This window comes from Cutibacterium equinum (assembly GCF_028021195.1).
Taxonomy (GTDB): Bacteria; Actinomycetota; Actinomycetes; order Propionibacteriales; family Propionibacteriaceae; genus Cutibacterium; species Cutibacterium equinum.
In genome coordinates this window covers 574,528-592,177 of record NZ_CP115668.1, presented here as the reverse complement: position 1 = coordinate 592,177, position 17,650 = coordinate 574,528, and the positions used below count along the sequence as shown (strand labels likewise).

The 17,650-nt window shown below is 61.3% G+C and carries 21 protein-coding genes and 2 pseudogenes; 4 read left to right on the top strand and 19 right to left on the bottom strand.

What is annotated here, in order from left to right:
- Positions 1–171 precede the first annotated feature (171 nt).
- Positions 172–564 carry an NUDIX hydrolase gene (locus O6R08_RS02670; protein ID WP_271418626.1) on the top strand — a complete coding sequence of 131 codons (393 nt, stop codon included), beginning with the start codon at positions 172–174 and terminating at the stop codon, positions 562–564.
- Between the two features lie 54 nt (positions 565–618).
- Here the strand turns inward: O6R08_RS02670 and O6R08_RS02665 are convergent, their stop codons facing one another.
- The 3 genes and pseudogenes from O6R08_RS02665 to O6R08_RS11400 form a co-directional block, all read right to left on the bottom strand.
- The gene (locus O6R08_RS02665; protein ID WP_271418625.1) at positions 619–1,047 is read right to left on the bottom strand and encodes a hypothetical protein; all 429 of its coding nucleotides are present in this window, start codon (positions 1,045–1,047) and stop codon (positions 619–621) included.
- 240 nt (positions 1,048–1,287) lie between these two features.
- The gene (locus tag O6R08_RS02660; RefSeq protein WP_271418624.1) at positions 1,288–1,884 is read right to left on the bottom strand and encodes a hypothetical protein; all 597 of its coding nucleotides are present in this window, start codon (positions 1,882–1,884) and stop codon (positions 1,288–1,290) included.
- Positions 1,885–1,955: 71 nt separating this feature from the next.
- Positions 1,956–2,144: pseudogene (locus O6R08_RS11400) on the bottom strand (transposase); the annotation flags it as partial.
- Here O6R08_RS11400 and O6R08_RS02655 point away from each other — a divergent pair.
- Complete coding sequence (locus tag O6R08_RS02655; protein WP_271418623.1) at positions 2,102–2,320, top strand: cupredoxin domain-containing protein; 219 nt, start codon at positions 2,102–2,104, stop codon at positions 2,318–2,320. The pseudogene O6R08_RS11400 and the gene O6R08_RS02655 sit on opposite strands and share 43 nt — an antisense overlap.
- 303 nt (positions 2,321–2,623) lie before the next feature.
- On the opposite strand, the gene O6R08_RS02650 is transcribed toward O6R08_RS02655, so the two are convergent.
- The 16 genes and pseudogenes from O6R08_RS02650 to O6R08_RS02580 all read right to left on the bottom strand — a co-directional run bounded on the left by O6R08_RS02650 (position 2,624) and on the right by O6R08_RS02580 (position 16,146).
- On the bottom strand, positions 2,624–2,881 hold the full coding sequence (locus O6R08_RS02650; RefSeq protein WP_271418622.1) for a hypothetical protein: 258 nt from the start codon (positions 2,879–2,881) through the stop codon (positions 2,624–2,626).
- A 9-nt stretch (positions 2,882–2,890) separates the two neighbouring features.
- On the bottom strand, positions 2,891–3,679 hold the full coding sequence (locus O6R08_RS02645) for an acid phosphatase (protein WP_271418621.1): 789 nt from the start codon (positions 3,677–3,679) through the stop codon (positions 2,891–2,893).
- A 628-nt stretch (positions 3,680–4,307) separates the two neighbouring features.
- Complete coding sequence (locus tag O6R08_RS02640; protein WP_271418620.1) at positions 4,308–4,469, bottom strand: hypothetical protein; 162 nt, start codon at positions 4,467–4,469, stop codon at positions 4,308–4,310.
- A 135-nt stretch (positions 4,470–4,604) separates the two neighbouring features.
- On the bottom strand, positions 4,605–4,733 hold the full coding sequence (locus O6R08_RS02635) for a helix-turn-helix transcriptional regulator (RefSeq protein WP_271418619.1): 129 nt from the start codon (positions 4,731–4,733) through the stop codon (positions 4,605–4,607).
- Positions 4,730–4,957, bottom strand: coding sequence for a type II toxin-antitoxin system RelE/ParE family toxin (locus O6R08_RS02630; RefSeq protein ID WP_271419184.1), 228 nt, complete (start codon positions 4,955–4,957; stop codon positions 4,730–4,732). Before O6R08_RS02630 ends, O6R08_RS02635 begins: the two co-directional genes overlap by 4 nt.
- Positions 4,958–5,112: 155 nt before the next feature.
- Positions 5,113–6,387, bottom strand: coding sequence for an ATP-binding protein (locus O6R08_RS02625; RefSeq protein WP_271418618.1), 1,275 nt, complete (start codon positions 6,385–6,387; stop codon positions 5,113–5,115).
- A 278-nt stretch (positions 6,388–6,665) separates the two neighbouring features.
- Entirely contained in the window at positions 6,666–7,025 is a 360-nt protein-coding gene (locus tag O6R08_RS02620) for a hypothetical protein (protein ID WP_271418617.1), read from the bottom strand.
- Between the two features lie 75 nt (positions 7,026–7,100).
- The gene (locus O6R08_RS02615) at positions 7,101–8,708 is read right to left on the bottom strand and encodes a xylulokinase (RefSeq protein ID WP_271418616.1); all 1,608 of its coding nucleotides are present in this window, start codon (positions 8,706–8,708) and stop codon (positions 7,101–7,103) included.
- Positions 8,709–8,738: 30 nt separating this feature from the next.
- Positions 8,739–9,440 (bottom strand): L-ribulose-5-phosphate 4-epimerase, encoded by a 702-nt coding sequence (locus tag O6R08_RS02610; protein ID WP_271418615.1) that lies wholly within the window; start codon positions 9,438–9,440, stop codon positions 8,739–8,741.
- Position 9,441: 1 nt separating this feature from the next.
- Positions 9,442–10,395, bottom strand: a complete 954-nt coding sequence (locus tag O6R08_RS02605) for a sugar phosphate isomerase/epimerase family protein (protein WP_271418614.1) — start codon at positions 10,393–10,395, stop codon at positions 9,442–9,444.
- A 17-nt stretch (positions 10,396–10,412) separates the two neighbouring features.
- Positions 10,413–11,330: a LacI family DNA-binding transcriptional regulator gene (locus O6R08_RS02600; protein ID WP_271418613.1), complete on the bottom strand. Its 918-nt coding sequence runs from the start codon at positions 11,328–11,330 to the stop codon at positions 10,413–10,415.
- Positions 11,331–11,426: pseudogene (locus O6R08_RS11395) on the bottom strand (hypothetical protein); the annotation flags it as partial.
- Position 11,427: 1 nt separating this feature from the next.
- Complete coding sequence (locus tag O6R08_RS02595; protein ID WP_271418612.1) at positions 11,428–12,501, bottom strand: ABC transporter permease; 1,074 nt, start codon at positions 12,499–12,501, stop codon at positions 11,428–11,430.
- The gene (locus tag O6R08_RS02590) at positions 12,498–13,502 is read right to left on the bottom strand and encodes an ABC transporter permease (RefSeq protein ID WP_271418611.1); all 1,005 of its coding nucleotides are present in this window, start codon (positions 13,500–13,502) and stop codon (positions 12,498–12,500) included. The genes O6R08_RS02595 and O6R08_RS02590 overlap by 4 nt, the downstream gene beginning before the upstream one ends.
- Positions 13,492–15,045, bottom strand: a complete 1,554-nt coding sequence (locus tag O6R08_RS02585) for a sugar ABC transporter ATP-binding protein (protein WP_271418610.1) — start codon at positions 15,043–15,045, stop codon at positions 13,492–13,494. Before O6R08_RS02585 ends, O6R08_RS02590 begins: the two co-directional genes overlap by 11 nt.
- An 84-nt stretch (positions 15,046–15,129) precedes the next feature.
- Positions 15,130–16,146 carry an autoinducer 2 ABC transporter substrate-binding protein gene (locus O6R08_RS02580; protein WP_271418609.1) on the bottom strand — a complete coding sequence of 339 codons (1,017 nt, stop codon included), beginning with the start codon at positions 16,144–16,146 and terminating at the stop codon, positions 15,130–15,132.
- 916 nt (positions 16,147–17,062) lie between these two features.
- On the opposite strand from O6R08_RS02580, the gene O6R08_RS11390 reads away from it, so the two are divergent.
- Both O6R08_RS11390 and O6R08_RS11385 read left to right on the top strand, forming a co-directional pair.
- Positions 17,063–17,224, top strand: a complete 162-nt coding sequence (locus tag O6R08_RS11390) for a hypothetical protein (protein ID WP_408640124.1) — start codon at positions 17,063–17,065, stop codon at positions 17,222–17,224.
- Positions 17,225–17,321: 97 nt separating this feature from the next.
- Complete coding sequence (locus O6R08_RS11385) at positions 17,322–17,648, top strand: IS3 family transposase (RefSeq protein WP_408640123.1); 327 nt, start codon at positions 17,322–17,324, stop codon at positions 17,646–17,648.
- Positions 17,649–17,650: the final 2 nt, after the last annotated feature.

Genomic DNA, 17,650 nt, shown 5'->3' with positions numbered 1-17,650 from the left:
CGGTTACCAGGACGTGGTCACCATGAGCGAAAGCGGGGACATCATCCTCACCAGCGACCCGAACAACGCCAGCTCTGCTGCATCGGGCCGCGCCGCGGCGCGACTGATCGCGTCTCGATCCCGGGCAACAGTCATGGGATCATGATTCCACCTTGCGACCGGGAGGAAACCATGCCACAGCAAACGATTCGCATCCGTGTTGTCGGCCTACTGACCCATAACGAGAAAGTCTTCGTGCAACGTAAAGTGGGCGACGATGCCTGGGCTCTGCCGGGTGGCGGCTTGGAGTTTGGCGAAACCCTTATCGACGGACTGAAGCGAGAATTCGACGAGGAATTCGGCCTGCTCATCATCGTCGGCGAGCGTCTCCACGTGCTGGAGAACTTCTTCACCCACAAAGGCGTAGGCCACCACTCCATCGAGTTCTACTACCGAGTCACCCCAGCCGACCCAGCCGACCTCGACACACTCGGATCCCACGAAGCAGACCTCGAATGCAGCTGGCTCTCATACCACGACACCTCGACGCTCCGACCCAAGGGTATCCTCCAGGCACTGAATTAATCCCCAACACTGATGCAGGACGGGAACTAATTGTTGAAGCGGAACTCCACCGAGTCACGAACAGAGAGAACGTCCACTACTCGGATGATGCAGGAGATATCCCACGAGCGTGATCGACAGCGCAATCGCCCACAGAGCCGCCATCAAGTAGCAGCCACCACAGAGCACCCTCCAGCCAGTCATGGACTGGCCGTGGAACGGATCCACATCGCTCCAGTTGACGATGCTCATAACCACTGCGACCACGAGAGCGATGACGCCGACCCAGGCTAGGATCCTCGGCAACGCGCGCGGCAGCTTGGAAACGAGCTTGGTAAGCAAGAATGGCGCGGTGATGGCAGCGAGCGACTCTGCGGCAGACAACCGCAGGACACATTGCACTCCTGGGCCGGGGATCTGCTCAGCTGCCCGCCAGGCGGCTGGCGTCCCCAAGGTGAAGCCCATTCCGATCAGTGCGCGCCAGATGATCGTCGGCAGTGTCACCCCCCACACAGACCCAGGCCCAAACCCAGACCCATCGGGGATAACAACTCCGATGATCATCGGACTCAGACGCCAGCCTGGTGGCGGAAACCATGTACATAGAATACGCATTGCAGATCGTAAGGCATTGGTGTCACCACATGCGCTTGCATTGAACGACGACATTATCGTCGGTCGCCTCAAATCCGATCCATGAGTACCCACATGACTCGCCGACGACGGCGTCATTGGTATTCTGTTCTATCTAACATCCAACCATCGGAACCATTTCTCAATGGAGTCACGGCGGATTGATGGCGCTTCAGTGGAAAGAGCGATCCGAGTAAAATCGATCTCGCCTTTACTGACATCAAAGCCATCCTCGACGGCCAGCTTATCAATTTCTGGAAGTATATCTTTCAGATCCAGCAAGGATATCTCTGACTCAAGCCAGCAGATTGATATACCAAGCTCCTTGGCTCTCCTATCATACTTGTCCCGAAACTCTTCCGAAACGCCAGTTGCAGATATACTAATATTTAAGGGATCATCAATTTGACAACAAAGAAGCCCGTGTCGATAAGAGTCGATGTCGTGATACACATCTTGAACCAACTGAGCCATAGCGGAAGCCCGCCAGGCTGCTACCTCGTCAGGCTTTGCAGTTCCCTCAAGAATTCGAGATGCCAAGGAAAGTGGAATTCTGAACTGTACGGCCACATCATTAACATTGGCTCCGAGCTCATTCAACCTGTTTCCCAAGTAACGCAGGATCGAAATCCATGATTCTTCGTCTATCTCGAATCTGGCCGCTGCCAATCGAAACACCTCGGCCTCTGCCTTCAAATTGTCAGTCATGCCTCAACCCTACAACTCATAGCTCAGCTGAAACTGGGTATTACTGGTCCAAACGGAACGGCTCTTCTGATTTAGCGGTGGAAGATGAGTCTGAAGCCTCCGGTGCCGCGGAGGTGCTCGAGACGACCATTGATGGCCTCGGTCGGCCCGTTGGACGTATCTGGACGGTCGAAGGAGGCCATCACGTCCGCCCGGCATCGCCGCAGCGTACAGCCCAGTGCCCCCAGCTGCGCGAGCTCGGCAGAACCACCGCAAGACAGCGACGGTGACCTTGCCGATCACCTCGACCACGGCGTTCTTGAAACCGGGCAACCCGTCCATCACGACGATCTCGACACTGCTACGGAAGGCCGGGGCCTACTGGTTCAGCCAGGCTGTGAACACCGCTTTCAAACGGCCGAGCATGATCACCAGCAACCACAACAAACCCGTCTAATCCCGCACTGGAGTGAACACTCACGTACCTCTCCCCGCAGCGAGTGTGCCGCCAGACGCGGACCACCAGCATTCATGTAGCCACTGCCCGAACCGGATAGAAGATTGAACCCACATAACCGACCAGCGGTGCCCATGGAGATGTAAGGCATGACGACATGAGTGGCAGCGTCAATGCATATCGCCTTCCAAGATCCCCACAAGCGGAATGCTCATAGGGACTGGAAGGCGATATGCGAAAGGCGCTGGATGATGAGGTTTCCAGCACGTCTACAGAGAAGACGCGACCTAAAAGTGGGAGACTTTACTTGACCATGACGTTGCCAGATGAGTCAACACTGACATCCGCAGCAAAAGCCGCAGCCAGGTTGACGCGCTGCCACGAACCTTCATCACCGGACTGATCCAGCGGGAAACCACTCGGCAGAGCGGTCTGGCGTATGACCTCAGCACGCTGGTCGTAGCTGAGCTTCGGGAAGCGAGTCTCGAGAAGCGCCGGCGCGGCTACCGGGACATTCATCGGATCGCCAACACGATAGACCGGCTTGAAATCGTAAGTCATCAGTTTGGTCTAGTGGGAAACGGAGTCCTTCGCGGACTTCGGATTCTCGGCAGCGAGTTGCTCGATGGACTTTCCTGTACGCCACTCAAGCTCCGCACGCAGCTCCGCACCGGCCTGCGTCAGAGCTTCACGCATATGCGGATCATTCCAGCGGTCGGCGGCTGCAGCCTGTCCAGACATGCGCCCTGCTATCACATCAAGCGGGGCGTGGACGCCGAGAATGACTCGGGATTCACCAGAGATCGCTCCGCGATCAAGAATCTGCGATCCCATCTCCGGCAGCATCATCGCCAGACATGCAGTGATCCAGGACGCCTGGTTTGCGTGGCCTGACGGGTATGACGGCTGGCCCTTCACATGGTAGATATCTGTGCCCTCCATCGGATACTTGTGGATCCTGTCGGGCATTTTGACGACCGGACGCTGAACATGAAAGATCTGCTTCTCAGCGAAGGTGGAGCTGGCAAGCCCGCCAGCGCGAGCAAAGTAACCGTGACCAAGAAGGAACTCAGTCTTCGGCAAGCGGTGTTCCTTCAGAGACTCACGAAGGGCTTTTCTGGCTTCAGGTCCCAGGGAGTCAGAAACGGCGTTAAGAACGCCCTGCTTAGGTGCAACTGCGTCCTGCTGAGCCTGCTTTACGCGTTCGGGCGTTTTTTCTGCGGCATTATTGATCTGAACGGCCTTCTCGTCGTTCTCGTTGATGACATCAGGATGATTGCCACGGAGATCCTTGTAGCCATCGACGACGTCGTAGTAGATACCGAACTTGTACGAAGAGACATCCGAGATGTAGCCCACCAACCAGGTCTGATCAAAAGGCTCCGGGGTCGGAGCACCATCGTGAGGAACCGGCTTCGGGAAGCTGCGCTGGAACTCAGCGAGACAGCCGTCCTATCGAAGTCATTGCCTACCGCCTGGGCACTGGGCGCTACCTGCGCGGTGGTAGCAATGATGGTCGAGGCTGCGACAGCGGCCGCAGCCGAAACCGCTCTGGACTTCTTGGAGTAGTTACGTTTCGGACGTACGGCACGTTCGTCTGAAGCAGACGATGTCATGCGAGGCAGTTTAGAGTTTTCTATCACTTCCACAGACCAAGCGCCCATTTATTGGACCTCATGAACAGTTCGTTAACTACTATTAACCAAACATTGAGTGTTATACGAAACTACAATGAATTTCGAGCACGATCTCTCATTGCTCCCATTCTTAAATGGAAATCCGCTTTCAGTCAGTATTCAAGGCCCCTGGGAACGACGCCGGCGGGAAGCCTCGAAGTTACGCCACAGTCACAAGTTATGCACCGCAATGGGCTCTGACGACGCGCGGAGGCGTCCGGCAAGAGGTCAAGGGCGAATAAGAACTCCATGTCCTCATCGCACTGCTCCCCCGGACGCCTCCGCGATCGCCAGTTAGTTCTGAGCAGCTATCAAAGCTGCTGGTCGCCCAGGTCGCCGCGACGCAGCCGACGACTACGGCCAATCTTGCGGATCACCGGCCACGGCTCCCGAGCAGCACGTCCGTTGCGACGGTTCTTATGCGGCTTACAGAGCTGACAGCCCTTGTACTGCCGATGTGGTGAATGGGCCATGGTGGCCCTCCTTCCGTGACAACTCCCGCCACGGTGGGCGGGGTTGCACTTGACCAACAAGCATGCGGCGATGCTACACCTGACCAATGCCAGGCAACCCTCCGACTGGCGCTGGGGTCAGCACCGTGAAGACATTCACACCACCCGCAGCGGAACACCGATGGAAACCGCAAGCTGATGCTGCGTAATCCCGAAACCCTCGATGAAGTCCTCCATAAGAACCCCGCCCGGATGTATCGGCCCGATCTTGTCAGTAGTACTCAACGATCTCCACCTCCTCTGATCCAGCGTCTGTCCTCTGATCCAGCGTCTGTCCATCTGAAACAAATCCGCCACTGGCCATTAACTCTGATGCCGTGCTGACCAGCCCGGTCACCCTTGAGCGCCTCAAGTCGGTCACCAGGCGGAACGCGGAGATCGTCAAGCGTCTCCGCCGACCCACCCTGACGCAGTTTGCGCAATGCCACCCGGAGGATCCAGGGATCCATGGAAGACGCGCGCTCACGACGCCACAGACGTTCGGCATCTTTGCTCCCGAACGATCTGATCACACACTCAGTACATATCGGGTTCCGTTATTGACGCTATCCGTTAAAGCGGAACTCCACCAAGTTCCGGCACGCAGAACCATCTACACATCCATTCAGGACGGCACTGGCGTCCAGAGCCGGTCAACAGGCATCACGTGCAACCGGTCCTCGTAGGTGTACGAACGGCTACCGGTGGTCAGCACAATGCCGCCAATAAACCTTGCCCCCAGCAAGTCACGAAGTTCAGCCAGCCCACGGAAATCCTTGCCACGGGCACGCTCACTGGCCTTGACCTCAAACGCGACAACCCGACCATCGTCGTACTCGACCACCAGATCAACCTCCGCACCGTCGCTCGTTCGCCAATGCCCCAGCGCGACAGGCTCATCGAGCCACGACGCCTGCTTGCGTAACTCCCCGACGACGAATGTCTCTAGCAAGTGTCCGAAATCCGTAAGCGAGGTCGGGTCAATTCCAGTGAGCCGGTCCGCAGTGAGCCGCAGCAGGCGGGCAGCCAGACCCGAATCAACAACATGAACCTTGGGCTTGGCATTCACCCTGGAGCGCAGAGTCTTCCCCCAGGCCGGGAGACGCACAACCAGGAATAGGTCCTCGAGAAGCCGGACGTGAGCCTCCGCGGTGGGGCGACTAACGCCGATCTTCTCAGCCGCCGCTGTCACGTTGAGCAGCTGACCGGTCTGCCCCGCCACGTACCCCAAGAGATCCGCAAGCGCCTGACGCTCACGAATCTTGCTGAGCTCGACAGCATCACGCTCCACAGACGCCCGGACAAAATCGTCGAACCACCGACTCCGCGCAGCTCCAGACCGACGCAACGCCAGGGGCATTCCCCCAGAGCACACGCGATCAACATACTCCGACCGCGTCGTAGCTGACACCGGAACAGCCTGGACAACAGCACCGACATCACCCGAGAGCACCTCGAGCAGGTTCTCTCGCACTCCCCCAAGCTCCCCCTGCGAGAGCGGCCAGATAACTAACGAATGAAGCCGTCCAGTCAGCGCCTGCGATGTCACCGGCAAAGCATCCTGACGCGTGGAACCCGTGACGACAGCCGTCCCTGGAAGGCTCCCCTCACGATTCAACCGCGCTTTCAGCGCATCAAGCACATCCGGAACGCGCTGATACTCGTCGATACACACCGGGGCTCCAACTCCCACAGTGGCCGCCAGATTGCCTTGAACAGCCTCACGCACCTCAACATCGTCGAGATCGATCACCGAACCGCCAACCGCCTCGGCGAAGCCGCGCAACACCGTCGACTTCCCCACCGACCGCGGGCCATGCAGGGCGATCACCGGCTCGATCCGCATCTGCTCAGCAAGAAGCTCGCTGATGCGACGGGGAACAAATCCATCCAGCTCCATGCCCTCAACTTAGCAGACGTGAGCTTTTAAACCTTACAAACATGAGCGAATGGACTTGACGAACGTGAGCACTAAACCTCCGGTCATCACAGCGGTGACGTCGAGGAGTTCTTCAGCGGTGGCGGTTTTAAACCCGGGGAACCCGTCCCCCGCGACCACCTCCACCCCGTCGCGCCCGCCCGCACTACACCCTCATCCGTGAAGAGCCCGTAGATGTAGTGCTGCGCGTCGCCCATCCAGCAGGTCAGCTGCGAGGAAGGAATGTTCCAGGCCGCGGGCTACAGGCAGCTGTCGATCAGCCCCATGGCCTGGCGGAAGGAGTTGAGACGCTCATTCGGCTCCCCATGGCAGGGGATGTTCTCGGTCACCTGAATGCGGTAGATCGCGGGCTCCGACATGGGCGGGATGTCGTGGCCCTCGGAAACGTGGCCGTCGGCCCAATCAAGCCACTCGATGGCGCGGCCGATGCCTGGATTGCTGGCGGACTCACCTGCATCGATGGCCGTGGCCAGGCTGGTATGGGTGATATTGAAGGTCTCGAGGTCGATCCGGTCACCGAAGCGCTCCACGAGGATGCCGGTGAGCAGAGGGGTGTCCGCGTCGCTGGGCACGACGCGCCAGCCGTCGACCCCCAGCATCCAGCGGGAGGTCGCTCACGCAAAGGGGCAAGTGGGATCGAACGAGAAGTCGATGTCCGTGGTCATGGCCCCACTTTAGTGGGGCAGTGCCTCCACCGCGGCTTTCTCCACCAGGAGGCCGCGACGGTACCTCTCGAGGAAACGGTGGAACCCATCCACGTCCTCGGCGACCGGGGAAACCGACTCAAACGCGCCGTCGACAAAGACGACCTCGTCCAAGAAATCGGCCAGCCGCCTGCCCTGCCCAGCCACGCCGTAGAGCGCGAGCAATGCCATGCCCCACGGCCCACCCTCGCCTGCATTCGTCCCTACTGCGACGGGTGCTTCCATCGCGGCTGCCATCAGGCGTTGTCCTACATCAGAGGTTCGGAAGAGGCCGCCGTGCCCCACCCAGCAGTCGATCTCGACACCCTCCTCGAAGAGGATCTCCATCCCCAGTCGCAGGGTGGACATGATGCTCATCAGGTGAGCCCGCATGAGAGGAGCCAGGTGCATGGGAGCGTCGGGCAGCCGCATCAGCAGCGGGCGCCCTGCCGTCGTGTCGGTGATGGGCTCGCCTGCAACGTAGTTGTAGGCCACGATACCGCCCGCGTCGGATGGCGCCTCCAGCGCGGAGCGGTAGAGGATCCCGTAGAGGTCGTCGGTAGGCACATTCACGCCTGCGGCTTTCGCGAACTCTCCGAACAGCCCCACCCACTCGTCGATGTCGGAGGTGCCATTGTTGCAGTGCACCATGGCCACTGCATCTCCGGCGGGCGTGGTCACCATGTCCAGCTCGCGGTGAGGTGCACTCAGGGGGCGCTCGAGAACCGCCATGGCGAAGAGGCTCGTCCCCGCGGAGATGTTGCCCGTCCGCGGCGCGACGGCATTGGTTGCCACCATTCCGGTCCCAGCATCACCTTCTGGAGGGAACAGTGGTACGCCCGGCTGGATTGTGCCGCTCGGGTCGAGCAGCGCAGCCCCCTCGGCGGTGAGAGCCCCGGCAGGCTGACCGGCCAAGCCAACACGTGGTAGCACGTCGCGCAGCTGCAGCGGAACTCCGCGCTCCTTCAGACGCTCCTCGACGATAGACAGGAGCCGCTCGTCGTAGTCGCGGGTGGCATCGTCGATCGGGAACATACCGCTGGCATCGCCAATACCGAGGATCCGCTCCCCCGTCAGACGCCAGTGCACATAGCCGGACAAGGTGGTCAGGAAGTCGACGCGCGAGACGTGCTCCTCGCCGTCCATCACCGCCTGGTATAGGTGTGCCACGCTCCAGCGATGCGGCATGTTTACGCCGAGCAAAGCCGACAGCTCGGACACGGCAGGGCCGGTGTTGGTGTTGCGCCAGGTACGGAAGGGCACCAACTGATTGCCCGCACTGTCGAACGGCAGATACCCGTGCATCATGCCAGAGACACCCATGGCCCCCAGGCGATTCAGCTCCAGGCCTTGCTCGGTTCTCACTGTCGCAAGAACTCCTGCCACGCACTGCTGAATCCCGTGCCATGCGTCACTCATCTCGTAGGACCACATCCCGTCAACGAGATGGTTCTCCCAGGAGAAGGTCGAGGTTGCGACGGGATCCCCGTGATCGTCGATCAGGACGGCCTTGATACGGGTCGACCCGAGCTCGATGCCCAGCGCTGTCCGCCCTTCGGCCACGGCGTCTCGCTGCTCGTCGGGGTGGCGTTCCTTCATGGGGTTACCTTTCGTTGTGCATTGACTAGATCAGTGCTGGCCGTACACGTTCTGGTATCGCTCCCAGAGCCGGTCGACCATCTTGTCGGGCAGGGATTCGACCGGCCCGAGCTGGAGTGCCGCATGAACCGTGCGGGCAACCTCCTCGACCATGACCGCGGCCTTGACCGCGGCTCTGCCGTTCTGGCCGACTGTGAAGGGGCCGTGCTGTGCCATGAGGACGGCCGGTGACCTGCTGCCACGCAGAGTCTCCACGATTCCTTGACCGATGGAGTCGTCGCCGATGATCGCGAGCGGGCCGACCGGAATCTCTCCCCCGAACTCGTCACCACACATGGTCAGGACGCAGGGGATGGGCTGGCGGCGGGCCGCAAAGGCAGTGGCATAGGTGGAGTGGGTGTGGACGACGCCTCCAACCTCGGGCATGTGCCGGTAGACGTAAGCGTGGGCTGCCGTGTCCGACGACGGCGCTAGCGATGCTGCGGTTCCGTCGTCGATCTTCGCCCCGTCCAGGGTGCAGACAACCATTGCCTCCGGCGTCAGCTGGTCGTAGGTCACGCCCGAAGGCTTGATCACGAAGAGGTCGGCCCCGGGGACACGCTCGGACACGTTGCCGGCGGTCCAGACCACCAGGCCCCAGCGCGGCAGCTCGGCGTGCAACGCCGCGACGTTGTCCCGGGTCTGGGCCACTGCTGCCTGGACGTCGGGCGAGAGCTCCGCCAACCGCAGCATGTCAGTTCTCCTCGGTCATGGCGCGGACGGCATCCTCACGCTCACGGAAATAGCTGACAGTCTGCCCGACGAGCGCATCGAGCGCCTTCGGGTCGGGCATGCCGTTGCGCGCAGGGTAGGGGCCAGCCCCGGGACCGAGCGGCTCCGGAGTGACGAACCGGCCGGGCGCGTTGTGTCCGATGAGATAGAGCGCCATGATCATGGTGTCGACGTCCATGGACCCCTCGCCCAGAGCACGACGGTTCGAGTCCGCCAAGTGCAGGTTCACCAGTCGTTTGCCCGCCTCCAGGATCGCACGGGGAATGTTGGGCTCCTCGACCTGCATGTGGTAGACGTCACCGTTGATATGGGCGACGCCGGGGTGGTCTACCCGCTCGATGTACTCGACGGCCTCCTGCACAGTGTGGACGATGGAGACCTCGGCCGACCGGATGGGCTCGATGGCAGCTTTGACACCGGTCTCGGTGAAGACATCGGCAGCGAGGCGCAGCGCGCGGTAGCTGCGCTCGATCTCGTAGGCGTCGTAGGCCTGGGAGCGACCCACAGCGCCCGGCACGACCAGCAGGTAGTGGCCACCCATGGCGGCCGTGAACCGGGCTTCGCGACGGATGTAGTCGATGGCCTCCTGTTGCTGGATGGGTCGGTTCGACGACAGGTCATTGTCATCAGAGAACATCCCGCACACACCGGAGGTCTTGAGGCCATGACGCTTCAGGACGGCCTTGGTCTCCTCGACCTGATAGCCGAGGTCATTGCCATAGTGATTGCCGTGCAGCTCGATATATTCCAGCCCGTTGGCGCTGAGCCGCGCGCACGAGTCATCCAGGTCTTCCAGCCCGAATCCCCAGTTGGACCAGGACATGTTCAACCTCGGCTCAAAACGAGCCGGGTCCTGCTTCTTGGCAGTCAGGTACTCCTTACGGATCTCCTCGCGCCAGGCGTCGACGTTTTGCATGGGTCTCCCTTTCATGGTTATGCCGACTCACGGATCATGAGCTCGGGCGTGAACAGGCGGCCTTCCACCGCGACATCGCGGCGCTCGGCAGCTTCAAGTAGCTGGGTTGTAAGGTAACCGCTCATCTCGTCAAAGGGCTGCCGGATGGTCGTCAGCGGCACGTCGAGAACCGCGCCGTAGGGAATGTCGTCATAGCCGGTAACGAGGATGTCCCGGCCGACCACCAACCCCGCGCTGCGGACCGCCCGGCATGCACCGATGGCGGTGTAATCATTCAGGCACACGATGCAATCCGGCCACATGGACCGAGGTTGCGCGAGGATCTCGCTCACGACTTGGAAACCGCCGTCCCAGGTCGGACCGGAAGCGGGCACCCTGCGCACCTGGTCCGGATCCAGGCCACGGCTATCCAGAGCGGCCACGAACCCCGCCCAGCGATCGCGGTGCTGGACCGCGTGAATGGGCTCCTCGATGAAGCAAATCCTATGGGCGCCCCGGTCCACGACGTGGCCGGCAATGAGTCCCATGCCCGTGAAGTCGTCGATGGTGACCGCTTTGATCCTCTCGTCCTCGCTGCGCTGAGCGAAGAGGAGAACGGGGTGACCTCGCTCCTGGAGGCGGTTGAGAAGGTCGAAGTTGCCGCCCGAGGTGCACACGGCGAAAGCATCCACCCCAGCGCGGCTCATGCTCTCCAAGGCGGCCCGCTCGGCCTGGTTGGACTGCTGGGTCCCGGCCAGCATCAGCGAGTTGCCCGCCGCCTGGACCTCTTGGTCCATGAGATTGGCCACGTGGGAGAAGAAGGGGTTGGAGATGTCGAAGACGACCACCCCGACGAGGCGTGAACGCTGACGGGCCAGCGCCCGCGCTGCCGGTCGCGGCCAGTAGCGTTGCCGCGCCATCTCAGCCTCCACGCGAGTTCGAAGAGCAGGGCTCACGCGCTCAGGATGGTTGATGACGTTCGAGACAGTACCAACCGAGGTCCCAGCGGCCTGCGCCACCGAATAGATGCTCGCGTTATTCCTCTCCCTCATGTCAGGCTCGAAGTCCGTACCGTCGCGCGGCGTAGCTGTTCAGCAGGACAGAGCAGATCAGCAGGAGACCGAGCGCCAGCAGCTGGGTGCGGGGGCCGAGGCTTCCCTGGAAGGAGATCAGGAGGGCCGCGTTCAGCCACGTGATGAGCAGTGCGCTTGTCATAACACCACTCACCCGAGCGAGACCACCGGAAATCAGGACGCCACCGAGCGCCGCGATCGTGATGGCAGGCAGAGCCATGCCGTTACCGCTCGTGCCGGCATCAGGCCTAGCGGAGGCGAACTGAGCCACGTTGACGACGGCTGCCACGCCGGACAGGAGCCCGGAGGCCATGTAGGCCGAAGCCCTCGTCCAGCGGACACTCTGCCCGGCGTAAGCGGCGGCCGTGTCATTGGTGCCAATGGCCAGCAACGAGCGCCCCCACGTCGTGTGTTCCAGCATGAACCAGGAGATCACCATCGCGGGCAAGAGGAAGGTCAGGACCTGGATCGGCAGCTCCACGTCTCCGAACAGCGGAAGGTTGCGGGTGAGCTCGTGCGTGGCGGCGATTTTCGACCCCGAGATGGGAGCCTGGCCGCTGGCCACCATCGCGATCGAAGCGAACGCATACGAGGTCGCCAGCGTGGCGATGAGAGGTGGGAAGCCGAAATAGCCCACGAGGACGCCGTTCAGCAGACCCATCAACCCGCCGACAATGATCGCCACAAGGGCCGCGAGGAGGACCGGCATGCCAGCGTGCTGGACTAGCGCGCCGAAGACGAGGCCGCACAACGAGACCATGGCGCCGACGGACAGGTCGATGCCGGAACGGCCGGACGTGATGACGAACATCTCCGCCAAGGCGAGCAGGGCCACAGGGACGAAGGCCTGGAGCGAGGACACCATGTAGGAAAGGTCGAAGGGGGCATACAGGTTGCCATTGTTCCCCAACAGGTAGAACACGATGACGAGGATCACGGTCAGGACCGCCAGCGCCGCGACGCGCTCGGTCAGCGCGATGCGTAGCAAGCGCGCACCCGTCGATTCCTTCTTGGGCTGCGTGGCTACCGCCACGTCTGCAGGAGTGGTGCTCACTTGCGGTTTCTCCTTGCCTGACGGGCCAGGTCAACCCCGACCGCGATGATGATGATGACACCCACGAAGAGCTGTGTGAGCTGGCTGGGGAGGTGTAGGTGCGTGACGGCCGCCTGAACGCTGCACACCAGAATGGCTCCCAACACAGTCCCCAAGACGGTGCCTCGGCCGCCGATGACCGACGTGCCGCCAATGACGCAGGCAGCGATGACGGACATCTCGAGACCGGTACCGATATTCTGCTGGACAAGTCCGCCGTTGCCGATCAACATGACGCCGGCAATACCGACGGCGATGCCGCTGAAGACGTAGAGCTCGAACACCCTGCGCTGGACCTTCACGCCAGCCAGTCGGGCGGCGACGGGATCATTGCCAATGGCATAAATATGACGGCCCGTTGCCCAGTCACGCATGTAGAACCACGCGAGCAGGGCGATCAGCAAGGCCAACCACATGGCGTTCGGTATGCCGAGGAAAGAGGCGTCAACGCCACCTCCAAGGAAGCCAAGCGTATTCGGCACTCCAGCCAGCTGGGTGTCTCCGAAAATTTGAAGCGCTACAAAACGGAAGACGTTGAGGGTGCCGAAGGTCACGACCATCGCGGGGACTCGCCCGAATGAGATGAGCGCGGCGTTGATGGCACCCAGTAGGGCACCCACGATAATCGCGACAAGGATGGCGACCGGCGCGCTGACGTGGAGGTCACGCAGCATTCGCCCGACCACCACCATGACCACGGCGAGCATGGAGCCCACAGAGACGTCAATCCCCGCCGTGCACATGATCGCTGTCATGGCGACGCCCATCACGATGATGGGAGCCACACCGTAGAAGATGGAGAAGACGCTGCTCGGCTCGATGAAGGTCGGGGCGACGATCGCCATGATGATCCACAGGGCTGCGGTCACTCCGATTAGGACGATCTCCTGACCCTCGATCCAGGGGCGGCGCCGCTTCGGTGTGGCCTTGACGCCACTCACGGCTTGTGTGTCACTGCTCATCTTTGACAACCTCCTCGTCCGAAGTCTCGCCCGACGCCGCGGACAGCAGGCGGGCAGCAGAGACGTTTCCGGGTAGATCCTGCTCGGTCACGCCTCGTCGCAGCACGATGATGCGATCACAAAGGAAACGAATCTCTTCGAGGTCCGTGGAGAGCACCAGGGCGGCATGCCCCTCGGCGACGTGGTCGAGGATGAGCCGGTGAATCTCAGCCTTGGCGCCAACATCGACGCCCTGCGTCGGCTCCTCGGCGACCAAGATCTTGGCTTCCTCAACGAGCTGACGCGCCATAACGACCTTCTGCTGGTTGCCGCCGGAGAGCGCCCCGATCACGGTGTCGGGACCAGGAGCCTTGATGCGGAGACGATCGATCATCTCCCGCATCACGGACTCCTCGCGCTTGTGGTCGAAGACACCGCCCTTGGAGAAGTAGCGCAGATGGTTTGACGAAAGGTTGAAGGCGAGCGACTTGGGAAGAAAAGCGCCCTGCGTCTTTCTATTGCCCGGCAGCAAGGCGATCCCCGCATCCATGGCGCGGCGTGGAGAGGTGAAGCTGCGGGGGGCGCCGTCGACGACGATCTCGCCGTGGTCCGGCCTCAAGATGCCAAAAAGACAACGGGCAAGCTCGGTAGCACCTGAGCCGATCAGGCCGTACACTCCGAGGACCTCACCGCGGTGCAACTCGAAGTTGGCCGACTGCAGACGGTCGCCACAGCCAAGGTCCTTTACCGACAGGATGACCTCGTCGCTCGCGCGGCTGGGACGCTCGCCGCGGTCGGCGACCTGGAACTTGTCCCCCACCATAGCTTTGGCGATTTTCGCGGGCGACATCTCCTCCGTCGGGTAGTCACCAACGATCGCGCCATCGCGCATCACCGTCACGCGGTCCGTGATCTCGGTGAGCTCGTCCAACCGGTGAGAGATGTAGATAACACCGATGTTCTCCTCACGGAGCCTGCGGACCGTGGCGAAGAGACGTTCAATGTCGCGGTTGGTGAGGATGGCACTGGGCTCGTCGAGGATCAGGAGACGGACGTCAGCGACAAAGGCCTTGGCGATGGAGACCAGCTGCTGCTCTCCCACCGCAAGATCTCCGACGCGGGTGTGCATGATGTCCGGGCTGAGGTTGAGACGGGCCAGGAGATCGACCACACGCCGCTGCTGCTCGGCCCACGCGACGCGCCCCACCTTGGTGAGCTCGCGACCGAGGAAGACATTCTCGGCGACGGTCAGGTCAGCGAACAGTTGTGGCTCCTGATAGACGGCCGAAACACCCGCTGCGAGCGCGGCTTTCGTATCCCCATGGGCTAACTCGCTGCCGTCGACGAGGACCGTCCCCGTGTCGGGAGACTCCGCCCCGCTGATCATCTTGATCAGCGTGGACTTGCCGGCGCCGTTCTCTCCCACGAGGCCGCAGACCTCGCCCGGGTAGACCTTCCAGCTCACGTCCTTGAGTGCGTGAACGCCGCCGTACCTCTTGTCGATGTTGCATACCTCGAGCACGGGCGTACCCGTCCTGGTGGCCTCCGTCACTGGTGCTGCCATTTCACATCCTTGTGAAGGTGGGGCGCGGAGACCGCGCCCCACCGTGGTTGGTTCAACTGGGTGGCTCAATCCACCCTGGGACTACTAGTAGTTGAAGTTGCCCGCATTGTCCTTGGTCAGGATGAGGGGCTCCCCGAGCAGCAGAGTCTTGGTCGACTCGTCGTACTTGACGCCCTTGAGTCGGCCGACGTCCTGGGTGGGCTCAAACTTCTTGCCCGAGGCCAGCTGGAAGCCGGCCCAGGCGGTCAGGTAGCCATGATCCTCGACGTTCCAGAGCACAGATGCGCTGGAGGAACCGTCGGTCAGGTAAGGCAGCATGGCCTTGGGCGTGCCGACACCAACCGTGAACACCTTGCCGGTCTTGCCGGACTCCTGGACAGCCTGAGCGACGCCAGGGGCCGCAGTGGTGCAAGGGCCGATGATGCCCTTGAGGTTGGGGTTGGCATTCATCAGGTCTTTGGCCATGGTTACTGCCTTGGCCTGGTCTTCGTCAGCGTACACCGTGTCCACGATCTTGATCTTCGGGTAATCCGAGGCAGCCTTGGTCTTGACGACCTTGATCCATGCGTTCAGGTTCGAGGCGGTCTGACCGCAGGACACGATGGCGATCTCACCCTCGCCGTTGATGGGCTTGGCGATCTGCTCGAGGAGGGCGGAACCAATGCCGTCCTCGGTGGCCTGCGTGACGAAGACCTCACGCACCGAGTCCGGAGCGTCAGTGTCGGAGGTGCCGACCTTGATGCCCTTGTCCTGCGCCTCCTTGAGTAGGGGCCCCATGGAGTCAGGGTCGTTGGAGGCGACCATCAGGCTGCTCACCTTCTGCTGCATGAGAGAACGGACGACGTCGCCTTGGGCGGCAGGATCGGCGGTGGTGGGGCCGCTGTAGACCCACTTGAACCCGAACTCCTTGGCGGCGTCAGAACCACCCTTGTTCATCGCCTCGAAGAACGGGATGCCCTGGATCTTCGGGACGAAAGCCACCGAGACGTCCGAGGTGGACTCCCCTGAGGTGGCGGACTTGTTACCGCCGGCACAGCCAGTGGCGGCGAGTGCGAAGGCGGTTGCGAGGCTCGCTACCGCGAGACCATGTCGACGCTTCATGATTTCCTTCCGGACAGCTTTGGCCTTGCGTGCCAAGAGGGTGGCACGCGGAATCGACAACAACTTTGAAGCGATTCAAAGATGGCAGATACTATTCACCACCGAGACGCACATGTCAAGACCTCACGTGGCCGTGGTGGCATACGGCCTGGAACCTGACCCGCCCTGTGCTCTTCGCCGCTCTTAACAAGCTGCACGACTTTGGATGCTCAACGCCGAGCTGCGCGACCGACGGGATCATTACTGACGGTGAGCTGGCAGGGGTAGACGGTCTGGAGCTGTACGGCTGTCAGGACTGTGACGGGAGTCCCGTGATGCGTTGATGGGATCCCGGGACATGTGGGAGGAGAACTGAACTGGGCCCCGGAAGTTTGACTGAGAAGTCAGTCGTTGTTTCCGGGGGAGTGTCATGTTTGCGAGGCATCGTCTTAACGGGATGCAGCGGTTGGCTGACGTAGAGTTATTCAAGGCTGGTTGGGCCGACACTGCTGTGGCTGGCCGTCTTGGAGTGGCACGCTGGCCGATCAGGACGCCTACCAGCATTGGCGGATGTGAGGCGGGACGACGTTATTCATGCCGGCGACGACAACGGAGTTACCCGTTCGAAGTCAAGGTCGCGGTCGCGATGCGATTCCTCGATGTCAAGTCGAAGACTGATCTTGCCATCGAGTACGAGTTGGAGCCCCTGCGGCTTGGTTGTGCTTGGGCGCGGTGTGTCAGGTCACAAGGCGAGGACAGGCCCAGAGGCCGACCAAAATGACGGCCAGCGACCCAGAATTCGGCAGAAGACGAAGTCACCACAACGTTTCCCAATGTGCTCCAGGGTGACGTCACCATGATCGACCCGAACCAGAAATAGGTCACCGACCTCACCAAGTTCCACCTCGGCGACGATAAGGTTTACCTCTCGGCAGCCATGGAGCTTTTCGACCGCCAGATTATCGCCGCGACCATCGCCCAATCACTAACCCTGAAACTAACCCACAGCTGTCTGCAACAGGCACCCGCCCGGATCCGGCAGGGCGATCACCCCATCGTCCATTCCGATCAAGGTTTCCAATACCAGCACCGGTCATAGCACACCATCCTCGAGAGAGCCAGGACGACCGGCTCAATGTCACGGCGGAAGAACGGCCTGAACAAAAGCCGCGATCGAGAGCTTCTTCGGTCACCTCATGGACGAGCTCTACGGCTCAAGCGCCTTCACCACAGTCGGCCAACTCGTCGCCGAGCTGGCCGACTACCCGGCTTGGCTCAACTACCACCGACACCACGACACCAACAAGAGCCTGCCCCCAGTTCAATACCGAAGACAAGTCCTCGCGGCTCAGCCCTATACTCAAACGAATCCAACTATTACGGACCGGTTCACCCCACCCCAGGATCATGCCACCCGTATTCCAACCGAAGTCCAGAAATATGCTATCCGAATAATTCTTCTTCAACCACTCCCATGCCCTGTAGATACTCTTCCACGAAATCCAACTCAGCGACAAAGATGAAG

Coding starts and splice junctions, on each gene's coding strand:
- O6R08_RS02670 (WP_271418626.1), top strand. CDS start 172: ATGCCACAGCAAACGATTCGCATCCGTGTTGTCGGCCTACTGACCCAT.
- O6R08_RS02660 (WP_271418624.1), bottom strand. CDS start 1,884: ATGACTGACAATTTGAAGGCAGAGGCCGAGGTGTTTCGATTGGCAGCG.
- O6R08_RS02650 (WP_271418622.1), bottom strand. CDS start 2,881: ATGACTTACGATTTCAAGCCGGTCTATCGTGTTGGCGATCCGATGAAT.
- O6R08_RS02640 (WP_271418620.1), bottom strand. CDS start 4,469: ATGGCCCATTCACCACATCGGCAGTACAAGGGCTGTCAGCTCTGTAAG.
- O6R08_RS02630 (WP_271419184.1), bottom strand. CDS start 4,957: ATGGATCCCTGGATCCTCCGGGTGGCATTGCGCAAACTGCGTCAGGGT.
- O6R08_RS02625 (WP_271418618.1), bottom strand. CDS start 6,387: ATGGAGCTGGATGGATTTGTTCCCCGTCGCATCAGCGAGCTTCTTGCT.
- O6R08_RS02620 (WP_271418617.1), bottom strand. CDS start 7,025: ATGCTGGGGGTCGACGGCTGGCGCGTCGTGCCCAGCGACGCGGACACC.
- O6R08_RS02615 (WP_271418616.1), bottom strand. CDS start 8,708: ATGAAGGAACGCCACCCCGACGAGCAGCGAGACGCCGTGGCCGAAGGG.
- O6R08_RS02610 (WP_271418615.1), bottom strand. CDS start 9,440: ATGCTGCGGTTGGCGGAGCTCTCGCCCGACGTCCAGGCAGCAGTGGCC.
- O6R08_RS02605 (WP_271418614.1), bottom strand. CDS start 10,395: ATGCAAAACGTCGACGCCTGGCGCGAGGAGATCCGTAAGGAGTACCTG.
- O6R08_RS02590 (WP_271418611.1), bottom strand. CDS start 13,502: ATGAGCAGTGACACACAAGCCGTGAGTGGCGTCAAGGCCACACCGAAG.
- O6R08_RS02585 (WP_271418610.1), bottom strand. CDS start 15,045: ATGGCAGCACCAGTGACGGAGGCCACCAGGACGGGTACGCCCGTGCTC.
- O6R08_RS02580 (WP_271418609.1), bottom strand. CDS start 16,146: ATGAAGCGTCGACATGGTCTCGCGGTAGCGAGCCTCGCAACCGCCTTC.
- O6R08_RS11390 (WP_408640124.1), top strand. CDS start 17,063: ATGGAGCTTTTCGACCGCCAGATTATCGCCGCGACCATCGCCCAATCA.
- O6R08_RS11385 (WP_408640123.1), top strand. CDS start 17,322: ATGGACGAGCTCTACGGCTCAAGCGCCTTCACCACAGTCGGCCAACTC.